We start from the raw sequence: 12,726 nt of genomic DNA, 5'->3' as shown, positions 1-12,726 counted from the left end.
GCTCGGTGCTCTGTCCGACCGCGGGCGTAGCCTGCTTGCATGAGGACGACGATCACGCTTCCGATCGCAGATCACCTCGTCGAGTTCATGGACCAGGAGATTTCCGCTGGTCGTGCGGAGTCACGAGATGACCTCGTTGAACGAGCCGTATCAGCCGAGCTCCAGCGACGCCGCGGCGACAACCCGGGGATCGCCACCCCGGAGGAGAACCCGGTCCAGGACGCGGACTGACGCCCGACCAGGGCAGTGGACGTGACCCGGGCCACCGTTAGGCTGTCCGGCGTCCGTCCAGCTGCGCCCAGAGAGTCCCACATGCCCTCAACGGCTCCCTCGCACGACTTGGTGCTGACCGTGTTCGAGGGCGGTTCGGCTCTCTCGGACTTCCGCGCCCGCGCCCTCCTCGCCCGGCTGCAGGCGGTGGCGCCGAGCATCACCGGGGTCAGCGCCCGCCACGTCCACTGGGTCGCAAGCGAGCAGCCGCTCATCGACGAGGACGCGGCGAAGCTCGCGCAGCTGCTCACCTACGGCGACCCGTATGCCGGTGAGCCCGCTTCCAGCACTGCGGAGACGCTCGTGGTGGCACCCCGCCTCGGCACGATCTCCCCGTGGGCGAGCAAGGCGACCGACATCGTCCACAACTGCGGCATCGACATCCACCGCGTCGAGCGGGTCACCGAGTTCACCCTCCACGGCCTGGCCGACGCCGACGCGCCCCTCACCGACGCGGACCGCGCCGCGATCGCGGCTCTCCTCCACGACCGGATGACGGAGACCGCGCTGCCGTCCCGCGAGGACGCTGCCCACCTCTTCGACGAGCGCGACGCCGAGCCGATGGAGCACGTCGACGTCCTCGGCGGTGGGCGTGCCGCGCTGGAAGGCGCGAACGCGGCATACGGACTGGCCCTCTCGGACGACGAGATCGACTACCTCGAGAAGTCGTTCACCGGACTCGGCCGCAACCCCACCGATGTCGAGCTCATGATGTTCGCGCAGGCCAACAGCGAGCACTGCCGGCACAAGATCTTCAACGCCGACTTCATCGTCGACGGGGAGGCTCAGACGTCCAGCCTGTTCGGGATGATCCGGCACACCGAGAAGGTCGCGGGCGCCGGCACCGTCGTCGCCTACAAGGACAACGCGTCCGTCATCGAGGGACACCGCATCGAGCGCTGGCGACCCGGACGCGGTGACGGCCCCACGGCATACGAGGCCCGCGAGGAGGACGTCCACGTCCTCATGAAGGTCGAGACGCACAACCACCCGACCGCGATCTCGCCGTTCCCCGGCGCCGCGACGGGTGCCGGAGGCGAGATCCGCGACGAGGGTGCGACCGGACGGGGCTCGGCGCCGAAGGCCGGGCTCACCGGGTTCGTCGTCTCCAACCTCAACCTGCCCGGGACCGAAGAGCCTTGGGAGAGTGAGGAATACGGCGCGCCCGACCACATCGCGTCCCCGCTCGACATCATGATCGAGGGCCCGATCGGTGCGGCGGCGTTCAACAACGAGTTCGGTCGGCCGGGGCTCGGCGGCTTCTTCCGCGTCTACGAGCAGACCGTCGATGGAGTCCGTCGCGGCTACCACAAGCCGATCATGAGCGCCGGCGGGCTCGGCTCGATCAGTGCCGACCAGACCGAGAAGGTGCGCTTCCCCGCGGGGACGCTGCTCGTGCAGATCGGCGGCCCGGGCATGCGCATCGGCATGGGCGGTGGCGCGGCCTCGTCGATGGCCGCCGGTGCCAACGCTGCCGACCTCGACTTCGACTCCGTGCAGCGCGGCAACCCCGAGATGGAGCGGCGCGCGCAGGAGGTCATCAACCACTGCTGGTCGCTCGGCGCCGACAACCCCGTCCTCGCGATCCACGACGTCGGCGCGGGCGGTCTGTCCAACGCCTTCCCCGAGCTCGTCGACGACGCTGGTCTCGGTGCGCGCTTCGACCTGTCGGCAGTGCCGCTCGAGGAGTCCGGCCTCGCGCCCAAGGAGATCTGGGTCAACGAGAGCCAGGAGCGCTACGTCCTCGCGATCGCACCGGAGTCGCTCGAGCTGCTCGAGTCGTTCGCGGCACGCGAGCGGTGCCCGCTGTCGGTCATCGGCGTCGCGGCCGACGACGCGCAGCTCTACGTTGCGGGCGAGTCCGACGCTCCCGAGGACGTGCCGATCGACATGCCGATGGCGATCCTGCTCGGCAAACCGCCGCGGATGACCCGGGACGTGGGCCGGGTCGCGCGCACTGGCGACGACCTCGAGGTGAGCCGAATCTCGTTGCGAGACACGGCATACGCGATCCTGCGGCACCCCACGGTCGCGAGCAAGCGGTTCCTCATCACCATCGGCGACCGCACGGTCGGCGGCCTCACCCACCGTGACCAGATGGTCGGGCCGTGGCAGGTGCCCGTCGCCGACGTCGCGGTCACCCTCGCGGACCACGTCGGCTTCGCGGGTGAGGCCATGTCGTCGGGGGAGCGTATGCCGCTCGCCGCGGTCGACGCTCCCGCGTCCGGTCGGATGGCGGTCGGGGAGGCGCTGACGAACCTGCTCGCCGCGCCCATCGCGTCGCTGTCGTCGGTGAAGCTCTCGTGCAACTGGATGGCCGCAGCCGGTGAGGCGGGCGAGGACGCCGCGCTCTTCGACACGGTGCAGGCCGTCGCGATGGAGCTGTGCCCGGCGCTCGGGATCTCGGTGCCGGTGGGCAAGGACTCGCTGTCGATGCGCACGCGCTGGACCGATGCCGAGTCGGGGGAGGCGCGTCAGGTGACGTCGCCGGTGTCGCTCGTCGTGTCGGCGTTCGCGGCCCTACCGGACATCCGCGGCACGCTCACGCCACAGCTCGCGCCCGAGTCGGCGCTCGTGCTCATCGACCTCGGGGCGGGCGCGAACCGACTCGGCGGGTCGATGCTCGCGCAGGTCAACGGCGCCTTCGGCGGGGAGGTGCCGGATCTCGACGACCCCGGCCGGCTCATCGCGCTCGTCGAGGCAGTGACCGAGCTGCGCTCTCGCGGGCTGGTGACGGCCTACCACGACCGCTCCGATGGCGGGCTCTGGGCGACCGTGTGCGAGATGGCGTTCGCGAGTGGGCTGGGCGTGGAGATCGCGGTCGAGTCCGTCGAGGCACTGTTCACGGAGGAGCTCGGCGTGGTCCTCGGCGTGCGCGGCGACTCGGTGAGCGAGGTGCGCGACGTCCTCGTCAAGGCCGGGGTCGCGGAGTTCGCCTCGGTCATCGGTGGGACCCAGCCCGAGCGGCGGGTGCAGGTGTCGGTCGACGGCGATGGTGCCATCGACGAGACGGTGCACGACCTGGCGCAGGCGTGGGACGAGGTGTCGTGGCGGATCGCGTCGCTGCGCGACAACCCCGAGTGCGCCGACCAGGAACACGCGTCCGTCGGCGCGGACGACGACCCGGGTCTCATCGTCAACACGACGTTCGACCCGGTCGAGGACGTGGCCGCGCCGTTCGTGAACGTCGGAGCGAAGCCGCGGGTGGCGATCCTGCGCGAGCAGGGCGTCAACAGCCACGTCGAGACGGCGTACGCCTTCCATCGCGCGGGGTTCGAGGCGCTCGACGTACACATGACCGACCTGCAGAGCGGGCGCGCCTCGCTGTCCGACGTCGTCGGACTCGTCGCCTGCGGCGGCTTCTCCTACGGCGACACCCTCGGCGCCGGCGAGGGGTGGGCGCGGTCGGTGCTCTTCAACAGCGCGCTGACCGAGGAGTTCTCCGAGTTCTTCTCGCGCGGCGACACCTTCGGCCTCGGCATCTGCAACGGCTGCCAGATGTTCGCTGCGTTGGCCGACCTCATCCCCGGCGCGGAGGCGTGGCCGCGGTTCACCCGCAACGTCTCCGAGCAGTACGAGGCACGGCTCTCGCTCGTCGAGGTCCTCGACTCGCCGTCGATCTTCACACCCGGCATGGCCGGTTCGCTCATCCCGATCGCCGTCGCGCACGGCGAGGGCTTCGCGAACTTCGCTGCCCGGGGCGACGAGGCGGCCGTGCACCGGGTCGCGAGGTTCGTCGACAACCGCGGTAGCGTCGCGGCGGCATACCCTGCGAACCCCAACGGCTCGCCGGACGGGCTCACCGCGGTGACCACCCCGGACGGCCGCTTCACCGCGATGATGCCGCACCCCGAGCGGGTGCAGCGCAACGCGCAGCTGTCGTGGACGAGCGGTCGGCTCGAGGACGTCTCGCCGTGGATGCGGATGTTCCGCAACGCCCGGACCCACGTGGGCTGAGGCGCCGTCGTGAGCGGGGTGGACATGTCGAACGACCGGAGGGCTGTCGTGACGGTGCGGCTGCTCGCGGCGGCATCGGCCCTCACCGCGATCGGGGCCTCCGTGAGCCTCTGGCTGTCCTGGCGCATGTCACTCCCGCAGGTGGCACCGGACGGCACGACGGCGGACATCGACGTCCCGTTCGCCCAGCGTGCGCTGTCGTTCATGTACGACGTGAGCTTCCGCCAGGTCGGGGTGGCCGTGCTGGTCGGCGCGGCCCTGGTGGTGATCGCAGCGATGGCCCTGCGCCGGGTCCATCCACGCGTGGCCCCGAGACGGCTTCGCTGGGAGGTTCTGGGAGCCGGTGCGCTCGTGAGCGTCCCTCTCGGGGTGCTGGTTGCTGGCCACCTCTACATCCTGACGGCTCCCCCCGACCCGGTTGACGGTGGCTGGATCGGTGTTCAGCCCTACTCGCAGATGGCGCTCGCCAACCTGGCCTTCCTCGGCGCAGCAGTGCTTCTCCTGGCGGCTGCAGGGGTGTCGTCGGTGCCGGCGGCGGACGACACGAAAGCCGACGAGGGCGAGGCCGACCAGGAGGAGGCTGAGGGCCTCGGGGCACTGGTATCGGGCGAGCGGGTCGATGCGGACGGGCCCCCCTCGAGCGTCGTCACGTCACCCACCGCGGACACTGCCCGCGACGAGGTGGTGACGGACGACCCGCCGAACCGGGGGCGGGAGTGGTCGCCGGAGGACTTCCGCCGGCCCAGCTGACCCAGGGCCGGGCGTCAGGCGGTACGGGTCTCGTCCGGGGTGGTGCGTGCGGCGTCGATGAGGCGGGTCAGGCCGTCGCGCAGCTCCTCGAGCTCGGGAAGGTCCATGCCGAGCCGCTCCAGGATCGCCGGCGGCACCTTGAGCGCGCGCTGGCGCAGGCGGCGCCCCTTGGGCGTGAGCGAGACCGCGAGCGCTCGGTCGTCCTGGGGGTCGCGGTCGCGGGTGACGAGGCCGCTCGCCTCGAGCCGCTTGAGCAGCGGGGACAGGGTGGCCGGTTCGAGGCTCACCCGGCGGCCGAGCTCGTTGACCTTGAGCGGCGCCTCCTCCCAGAGAGCGAGCATGACGAGGTACTGCGGGTGGGTGATCCCCATCGGGTCGAGCAGCGGTCGGTACAGCGCGATGACGTTGCGCGCCGCCACCGCGAGGGCGAAGCAGACCTGCCGGTCGAGTGCCAGCAGGTCCTCGGCGTCGACGCTCTCGCCAGCCACGGGTGCGGAGGGGCGCGGTTCGGGGGTGCTGCTCTCGGTGCTCACGGATGGCAGTCTACGCCGGACCCTGCTATCGTGTGTACACAAATGGTTAGTACACTAACGAAAGGGTGCGACGATGAGCAAGCCAGAGAACGAGGGCCTGTCCCTCGCCTACCGCTTCGGCTACCGCTTCCAGCTCATGACCATGGAGATCTTCGGCCCGGCACAGCTCGGCAGCCAGGACGACCCCAAGGAGCGGCTCAAGCGTCAGCGCGCCGCGAAGGTCGAGGCTGCCCGCCGCGCCCGCCTCGAGCGCGAGGGCCTCGCGTCGACCTGACCGTCAGTCCGGCGGCGCCGGTGACCACGAGACGTCACCCAGCTCGGCACTGAACGGGTAGGCCCCACCTGAGCGAGCCAGCACCTCGTCCGGAGCCACGACGCCCGTCGGGATGGCGAGGCGGGCCGTGGCCCGGCGCATCTCGAAGAGGGGTAGCGGACGCCGGGACGCGACGAGGACGACGTTGCCGAACCCCTTCCCCTTGAGTGTGTGGTGCAACCCGACGTATGCCGTCCGCGCGCCCTTCCCGTCGGCGACCGGTCCCAGCGCCGCCCGCACGCCCGAGGCGACGCGCGCGGCATACCGCAGCCCGGGACGATCACCGAGGTTCGCGAGGAAGACACCCTCCGGCACGAGCACCCGCGACACCTCACCCAGCCACTCGACCGTGGTGAGACCGGGAGGCACGCGCGCACCGGCATACGCATCGAGGACGACGAGATCCGCACTGGCAGAACGTAACCCGGCCACCCCCTCCTCGCCGCTGACCGGACGCACGCGGATGCGGTGACCCCGCGGCAGCGGCAGCTCCCGGCGGACGAGCTCGGTCATGGCGACGTCCGGCTCGAGGACGATCTGGGGCGACCCGGGGCGTGTGGCGTGCACCCACCGAGCGAGAGTGAGGCCCGCGCCGCCGACGTGGGTCACGCGCAGCGGTGTCGGGCGGGGGAACAGCGCGTCGACGGCGAGGGCGAGGTGCTGGACGTACTCGAAGACGAGCAGCTCGGGGTCGTCCAGCGACACCGCGGACTGGGCGTGCCCGCCCACGCGGATCCAGGTGACGTCGCCGTCGTGGGTGAGCTCCGGTTCGGCCTTCACCCGGACAGCCAAGCACCCCCTGCGCCATGGGGCGAAGGGGGTGCTTGGCTGCGCGGGGGTGAGCCCACTCGGGGTCAGCGCTTGCTGAGCGTCACCGGGACGTACGCCACGGTGCCCGTGTCGGTCGCCGTGACCGTGATCGTGAGGTCGACCGGCGTGGGCTTGCCCTTGGGCAGCAGCGCCTTCAGCTGCTTCTTGGTCAGCGTGATGGTCGCGTCCATGACGCCGGTGCGGGTGGGCACCGGCGACTCGACCCGGACCGTGCGGATCGGTGCGGTCGTCGTCGGGAGTCCCGGGGCCGAGATCGTCGCCGTCGTGTTCGCGATCGCGCCGGTGCTGGCCAGGTCGAAGCCCTCGAGGCGCAGCGTGATCATGGCGTCGCCCTGCTTGCTCATGGTGACCGACGAGTTGAGCACACCGACACCGTGCTGGACGATGGGCGGCGAGACCGGCGAGTTCGCCTTGAACCAGTCGACGAACGCGTTCTGGTCGACGAGACCGGAGTCGCGGTAGTTCGTCCCCTGGAGGAAGGTGGCGAAGTTGTCCGGCGCCGAGCCCGTGTTGGTGATGAGGAACGACGACGACGTCAGCGTGTACGTCGCGGCCAGGTCGATCGGCGCGCCATTGACGTAGATCTCGAGGATGCGGTCACCGCGGGCCCGGGTCGGGTCGTAGGTGTAGTTGACGTTCTCGGACAGGCCGAGCGCGAGGAACGGACGCGACGCGCCGTCCGGCTGCCATTGCTCCTCGAGGATCTGCTTGAACTGCGCACCGGTGTAGTCGGCCGTCTTGATCGTGTTGCCGAACGGGAGCACGGCCGCCGCCTGGGCGAAGGTCACCGTGCCGTCGGTGCCGTAGAGCAGGTCGGCGCGCACGCCGCCGGGGTTCATGACGCCGATGTCGGCGCCCATGTCACGACCGGCCGCGTTAACCGAGTCGACGTACTGCTGCGCGACGAGGTTCGACAGCGACGACTCGCGGCCACGGTCCTCGGCGCCGTTGTTCTTCGCACGGGTGATGTCCGCGGTGACCTTGCCGACCGGCTGGGCGGCGATCGGCGCGGCATACGCGATGGCCGCGTCGATGATCTGCGCCGCGGAGATGTAGGCCGGGTTGGCGAGGCAGGCCGCGGACGGCGCGATCGCGGGCACGTTCTCGGCGTTGTATGCCGTGACCTTGCGTTGCGCGGCGTCGTAGCCGAGCTGGATCTTGCCGACCTTGGCGGCGTACTGGCCCGTCTGCAGGACCGGACGCGTCTGGCCCGCAGCGGCGCCCGGGATCTGCACGTCGTAGACGTACTCCTGGTGCGTGTGGCCCTGAAGGATCGCGGCGACCTTCGGCGAGGTGTCGTTGACGAGGTGCGCGAAGACCGGGACCTTCATCTGGTCCTCGAGGGTGCCCGTCGTGGAGGAGTAGGGGCCGCCCTCGTGGTACTCGGCGATGAGGACGTCGGCCTCGCCGTTCGCCTCGTTGCCGTCGGTGAGCTGGTTCGCGACGCGGTTGACGCCCTCGACGGGGTCGATGAAGTCGAGCATGTTGACGCCCTCGCCGGCGACGAGGTTCGGGGTGTCCTTCGTGACGCCGCCGATGACGGCGACGCGCACGCCCGCGACGTCGTAGGTCTGGTACTGCTTGAGCGCCGGCGTCTGCGTGCCCTTGAGGAAGACGTTGGCCGCGACGTACTCGTAGTCGGCGCGCGGCTCGACCCGGTTGGTCAGGTCGTCGTAGCCCTTGTCGAACTCGTGGTTGCCCGTCGCGGAGGCGTTGAGGCCGATGGCGTCGAGGTAGTCGATCGTCGGGTTGTCGTCCTGGATCGCCGAGGTGAAGGGCGAGGCGCCGATGAGGTCGCCGGCACCGAGGGTCAGGGTGTTCGCGGCGCCGAGGGCCTCACGCTGGGTGAGGATCGTGCAGGCGAAGTTCTTGCCCAGCGTTCCCTTGCCGTCGGTGTCGATGCGGCCGTGGAAGTCGTTGAGGTTGAGGATGTTGATCGGGGTGGTGCCCGCGGGGAGCGGGGCGCCGTTCATGTTCGTCGCGGCCGAGGCCGTCGGGCTGGTGAGCAGCGCCGAGCCGGTGAGTGCCGCGCCAGCCGCGAGCGCGACCAGCCTTCTCTTCTGCTTCATGCTTCCTCCGGGGTGACGCGCGGGCCGTCCGCACCGTCATCGAGGCCGGGCAGGGGCCCCGGCGCTGCCCTCCATGCTGCCTCACGGAGCGAACGCCGTCACCGGGTCCGCACAACAATCTCTGAATTCCGTGTGACATCTCGCCGAGTTCTCGGGTCGGCCGAGGCGATGGGTCGTCGGCCGGTTCGCGCCCCGCGATGATGGAGGGGTGAAGCAGACGCCCGGCGACTTCGAGCTGACCGAGGACGAGCTGCGGGCGGTGGCCGCGTATGCCGTCGCGTGCGCCGAACCCGTGCTGTCCATCTTCACCCGGGCGGTCCCGGAGGACCCCAGACCCCGGGCCGCCCTTGATGCCGCCCGCACCTTCGCCGACGGCGCACCCCGATCCCGCCTCCAGCGGGTCACCGCTGCCGACGCCCACCGCGCCGCTCGCGACGTCGCCGGCACGTCCGGCAACGAGGCCGCCGCCCACGCGGCGAACGCCGCAGGAGATGCCGCTGCCGCGGCATACCTGCATCCGCTCGAGAAGGCGAGCCAGGTGCGCCACATCCTCGGCGCGGCGGCCCACGCCGCCCGCGCTGCCGAGCTCGACCGCGGTGACGACCCGGTGGTCGCCGAGTACCTGCTCGACGGCGCCGCGAAGCGTGCCGACGAGACCGTTCGCGGCGTGCTGTCGCGCTACCCGCGCCTGCCCGAGGGTCGGACCCGCGTCGCCCAGCACCTGTCCCGCCTCGAGTCCCTGCTGCGCGACCCGCCGTCTCCGAAGCGTGTCGTCGACGACCCGGGCCCGTTCTTCCACGGCACCCGCGCCGCTCTGCGCCCAGGTGACCTGCTCACGCCCGGGTGGCGCTCCAACTACGGCTCGGGACGAGCGGCGAACCATCTCTACGTCACCGCCTCGGAGGTCGGGGCGCCGCTGGCCGCGGAGCTCGCGCGCGGTGACGGGCCGCCGCGGGTCTACCGCGTCGAGCCGACCGGTCCCATCGAGGACGACCCGAACGTCACCGACAAGCGTTTCCCCGGCAACCCGACCCGGTCCTACCGCACCCGCGAACCGGTGCGCGTCGTCGAGGAGGTCCGCGGCTGGACGCCAGCGCCGGCCGAGCAGGTCGAGCACATCCGGGCGCGGATGGGTGAGCTCGCCGAGCTCGGCATCGAGGCCATGGACGACTGAGCGGGGTGTGGCGGCTTGAGTCAGCGGGCAGCTCCCGCGACCTACGATGAGCCGTATGCCGTCCCGTCGCCGCGTGCCCGTCGACGCCGGTCGCGCTGCCCTCACCTCGTGGGCGGCCGACCCCGACGGGACCGACCGGTCGACGACGGCGCTCGCGGTCCGCTTCACCCTCGAGGAGCTCGGGGCGCGCGCGCCCGGGCGCAGCGTCGAGGTCCGGGTCCCGCCGTTCGGCGTCGTCCAGTGCATCGAGGGCCTGACCCACCGCCGAGGGACCCCGCCCAACGTCATCGAGACCGACGCCGCGACCTGGCTCGAGCTGGCGCTCGGGCACCTCACCGCCGCCGACGCGCAGGCGAGCGGACGACTCCGGGTGAGTGGCACGCGCGCCGACCTCACGGCATACCTGCCACTGTTCGACGACCACGACGGAAGCTGAGCCATGACGAAAAGCCTTCTGCGACATGGGATTTCGATCCTCCCGGACCTGCCGTGGCGCGAGGCCGAGCCGCGGTGGCGGGCCGTCGAGGAGATGGGGTTCGCGCACGCGTGGGTCTACGACCACCTGGTCTGGGGTGGGCTGCCCGACGCGACGTGGTTTCCCGCCGTGCCGACCCTCGCCGCGGCTGCAGGGGTGACGTCGCGGATCGGGCTCGGCACGTTCGTCACGTCGCCGAACTTCCGCCACCCCTATGTCTTCGCGCGTGACGTGCTCGCCCTCGACGACCTGTCGGGTGGCCGCGTCATCTGCGGGCTCGGGACCGGCGGCGACCTCGACTCGGCGATCCTCGGTGAGTCGCACACGGTGAAGGAGCGGGTCGACCGGTTCCACGAGTACGTCCCGCTGCTCGACCGGCTGCTGCGCGAGGACCATGTCGACCACGAGGGGGAGTGGTATGCCGTCCGCGACGCCCGGACGCTGCCCGGTCCCGTGCGCGACCGGGTGCCGTTCGTCGTCGCCGCCAACGGGCCGCGCTCGCTGCGGCTCGCGGCGAAGTACGGCGACGGGTGGGTGACGACCGGACCGTCCGTGGAGTCGCTCGACGAGTGGTGGGCTCGGGTGGGGGAGCTGGCGGAGCGGTTCTCGGCTCTCGAGGATTCGGCGGGGAAGGCGCGCTATCTCCTGCTCGACGCGTCGCCGCAGTTCTCGCTCTCGTCGGTCGGGGTCTACGAGGAGATGACCGGGCGCGCCGCCGAGCTCGGCTTCACCGACACGATCACCCACTGGCCGCGGTCGTCGGAGCCGTATGCCGGGTCCGAGGCGACGCTGGAGGAGGTCGCCGCACGCTTCGGGACCGGGGGTGGCGCGGGCGGTGATGTGGCGTCCGATGGTGCCGGGGCGTCGCCATCGTCGTAGCGTGTCCTGCGTGAACGACCCGGTCCGCCGCCCCAACCACATCCGTGTGCTCCTCATCGGAGCCGTCGTCGGCTTCGCTGTTGGCGGGGCGCTCGGGCTGTTCCGCGGGTTCGAGGACTCGACGCGGGTGCAGCAGGGGCAGTACTCGACGGCGACGGCGGTCGGCTATCTCGGCATCCTCGGGGCGCTCACCATCGGGCTGCTCGCGGCCGGCGTCTCGGTGCTCATCGAGGTCCTGTCCGAGCGCCGCAACCGCTGACCCGGCTCCCCCGACTTATTGCTGATTCCGTTCGCTCCCCACCCCGACTGATTGCGCACAGTTCGCATCGCCCATGCGAACTGTGCGCAATCAGTGGCCCGTCCACCCGACTGATTGCCGATTCCGTTCGGCGCCGCGGCTCAGTTCGGGGTGGCCTCGAGCTCTGCCCGGGTCAGCACCGCCCGCACGTCGAGCTGCAGGTCGGCCAACGGTCGTGCGTCCTCGGGTGACCGATCGATCGCGCACACCACGGCCTCGACGACCGCGCCGCGCTCGCGCAGGGCGATGGTCGCGTCACGGACTGCGCCACCGGACGTGATGACGTCCTCGATGAGGGTCACGCGCCGGTCCGTCGCGTCGGGCCCCTCGGCGAGTTTGGCGGTTCCGTACGTCTTCGCCTGCTTGCGCACGAACAGGGTCGGGATCCCTGTCTTCGCAGACACCATGGTCGCTATCGGGATGCCGCCGAGCTCGAGTCCGCCCAGGAGGTCCGTGTCCTCTGGGATGAGAGCGACCATCGCAGCCGCCATCCGTTGGAGGAGGACGGGCTGGGCCTCGAAGAGGTACTTGTCGAAATAGGTGTCGGACACCGTCCCCGACCGCAGGATGAACGTGCCGGTGAGGCGGCACGCTGCGGCGATGTCGGCCGCCAGGCTCGGGTCGTCGACCATGGTTCGCAGGGTAGACCCCCGTCACCTGGTCGACCCCTGCCACTGATTGCGCACAGTTCGCATGAGGGTGGCGAACTGTGCGCAATCAGTGGGGGAGGGGAGCGGACGGAATCGGCAATCAGTGGGGGAGGTGGCGAACTGTGCGCAATCAGTGGGGGAGGTGGCGAACAGAATCGGCAATCAGTGGGGGAGGTGGCGAACGGAATCGGCAATCAGTTCTGTGCGCCCGTTCCGGGCGGCCCGTTCCGGGGAGAAAATGGGCATGCGGGTGCCTGTTCACGTCGGCCGACATTGACCCTTGAGGTCGTCAATCAGTTTGGCGCGGGAGCGGACTTGTGGGCCCTTCACTGTTGCTTCGAGCACGCGGATCAGATTCAGTTCCTTCCCTGACCGCTCCTACAGGCACCCGGCCTTTGAGGTCACGTCCCAAGTTGGAGGTGATGACGATGAACCTCGACAACGACGTCGATGACGACGTCACCCTGGACAGCGCACCGCTGGTGGAGCGGGTGGCTGCTCTGGACATCGGCAAGGCCGAAATCTGC

12 protein-coding genes are annotated in these 12,726 nt (G+C 70.7%); 8 read left to right on the top strand and 4 right to left on the bottom strand.

Going from position 1 to position 12,726, the window contains the following annotated elements; genetic code table 11:
* The first annotated feature begins 39 nt into the window (after positions 1 to 39).
* From BCF74_RS08510 to BCF74_RS08500, 3 genes are all read left to right on the top strand, one after another.
* Complete coding sequence (locus BCF74_RS08510) at positions 40 to 231, top strand: ribbon-helix-helix domain-containing protein (RefSeq protein WP_106297533.1); 192 nt, start codon at positions 40 to 42, stop codon at positions 229 to 231.
* Between the two features lie 81 nt (positions 232 to 312).
* On the top strand, positions 313 to 4,227 hold the full coding sequence (gene purL, locus BCF74_RS08505) for a phosphoribosylformylglycinamidine synthase (RefSeq protein WP_106297532.1): 3,915 nt from the start codon (positions 313 to 315) through the stop codon (positions 4,225 to 4,227).
* 9 nt (positions 4,228 to 4,236) lie between these two features.
* Positions 4,237 to 4,977, top strand: coding sequence for a hypothetical protein (locus BCF74_RS08500; RefSeq protein WP_106297531.1), 741 nt, complete (start codon positions 4,237 to 4,239; stop codon positions 4,975 to 4,977).
* Between the two features lie 14 nt (positions 4,978 to 4,991).
* Here the strand turns inward: BCF74_RS08500 and BCF74_RS08495 are convergent, their stop codons facing one another.
* Positions 4,992 to 5,465 carry a MarR family winged helix-turn-helix transcriptional regulator gene (locus BCF74_RS08495; protein ID WP_218279231.1) on the bottom strand — a complete coding sequence of 158 codons (474 nt, stop codon included), beginning with the start codon at positions 5,463 to 5,465 and terminating at the stop codon, positions 4,992 to 4,994.
* Positions 5,466 to 5,583: 118 nt separating this feature from the next.
* Here BCF74_RS08495 and BCF74_RS08490 point away from each other — a divergent pair, with 118 nt between their 5' ends.
* Positions 5,584 to 5,784, top strand: a complete 201-nt coding sequence (locus BCF74_RS08490) for a hypothetical protein (RefSeq protein ID WP_106297530.1) — start codon at positions 5,584 to 5,586, stop codon at positions 5,782 to 5,784.
* A gap of 3 nt (positions 5,785 to 5,787) precedes the next feature.
* Here BCF74_RS08490 and BCF74_RS08485 read toward each other — a convergent pair whose 3' ends face one another.
* Both BCF74_RS08485 and BCF74_RS08480 read right to left on the bottom strand, forming a co-directional pair.
* The gene (locus tag BCF74_RS08485) at positions 5,788 to 6,603 is read right to left on the bottom strand and encodes a spermidine synthase (protein ID WP_106297529.1); all 816 of its coding nucleotides are present in this window, start codon (positions 6,601 to 6,603) and stop codon (positions 5,788 to 5,790) included.
* Positions 6,604 to 6,677: 74 nt separating this feature from the next.
* Positions 6,678 to 8,723: a bifunctional metallophosphatase/5'-nucleotidase gene (locus BCF74_RS08480; RefSeq protein WP_106297528.1), complete on the bottom strand. Its 2,046-nt coding sequence runs from the start codon at positions 8,721 to 8,723 to the stop codon at positions 6,678 to 6,680.
* 208 nt (positions 8,724 to 8,931) lie between these two features.
* Between BCF74_RS08480 and arr the strand changes: the two genes are divergently transcribed.
* From arr to BCF74_RS08460, 4 genes are read left to right on the top strand one after another with little or no spacing between them, the layout of a single operon-like run.
* Positions 8,932 to 9,897 carry an NAD(+)--rifampin ADP-ribosyltransferase gene (gene arr / locus BCF74_RS17925; protein WP_106297527.1) on the top strand — a complete coding sequence of 322 codons (966 nt, stop codon included), beginning with the start codon at positions 8,932 to 8,934 and terminating at the stop codon, positions 9,895 to 9,897.
* 55 nt (positions 9,898 to 9,952) lie between these two features.
* Positions 9,953 to 10,333 carry a sterol carrier family protein gene (locus tag BCF74_RS08470; protein WP_106297526.1) on the top strand — a complete coding sequence of 127 codons (381 nt, stop codon included), beginning with the start codon at positions 9,953 to 9,955 and terminating at the stop codon, positions 10,331 to 10,333.
* A 3-nt stretch (positions 10,334 to 10,336) separates the two neighbouring features.
* Complete coding sequence (locus tag BCF74_RS08465; protein WP_425432815.1) at positions 10,337 to 11,251, top strand: LLM class flavin-dependent oxidoreductase; 915 nt, start codon at positions 10,337 to 10,339, stop codon at positions 11,249 to 11,251.
* Positions 11,252 to 11,261: 10 nt separating this feature from the next.
* Positions 11,262 to 11,510 (top strand): hypothetical protein, encoded by a 249-nt coding sequence (locus BCF74_RS08460; protein WP_146132909.1) that lies wholly within the window; start codon positions 11,262 to 11,264, stop codon positions 11,508 to 11,510.
* 140 nt (positions 11,511 to 11,650) lie between these two features.
* Here BCF74_RS08460 and pyrE read toward each other — a convergent pair whose 3' ends face one another.
* Positions 11,651 to 12,181, bottom strand: coding sequence for an orotate phosphoribosyltransferase (pyrE, locus tag BCF74_RS08455; RefSeq protein WP_106297524.1), 531 nt, complete (start codon positions 12,179 to 12,181; stop codon positions 11,651 to 11,653).
* Positions 12,182 to 12,726: the final 545 nt, after the last annotated feature.

It is taken from the genome of Knoellia remsis (assembly GCF_003002895.1).
Taxonomy (GTDB): domain Bacteria; phylum Actinomycetota; class Actinomycetes; order Actinomycetales; family Dermatophilaceae; genus Knoellia; species Knoellia remsis.
The sequence above is the reverse complement of the archived record's forward strand: the minus strand, read 5'-3'. Positions and strand labels throughout refer to the sequence as shown.

Coding starts and splice junctions, on each gene's coding strand:
- BCF74_RS08510 (WP_106297533.1), top strand. CDS start 40: ATGAGGACGACGATCACGCTTCCGATCGCAGATCACCTCGTCGAGTTC.
- purL (WP_106297532.1), top strand. CDS start 313: ATGCCCTCAACGGCTCCCTCGCACGACTTGGTGCTGACCGTGTTCGAG.
- BCF74_RS08490 (WP_106297530.1), top strand. CDS start 5,584: ATGAGCAAGCCAGAGAACGAGGGCCTGTCCCTCGCCTACCGCTTCGGC.
- BCF74_RS08480 (WP_106297528.1), bottom strand. CDS start 8,723: ATGAAGCAGAAGAGAAGGCTGGTCGCGCTCGCGGCTGGCGCGGCACTC.
- BCF74_RS08470 (WP_106297526.1), top strand. CDS start 9,953: ATGCCGTCCCGTCGCCGCGTGCCCGTCGACGCCGGTCGCGCTGCCCTC.
- BCF74_RS08465 (WP_425432815.1), top strand. CDS start 10,337: ATGACGAAAAGCCTTCTGCGACATGGGATTTCGATCCTCCCGGACCTG.
- pyrE (WP_106297524.1), bottom strand. CDS start 12,181: ATGGTCGACGACCCGAGCCTGGCGGCCGACATCGCCGCAGCGTGCCGC.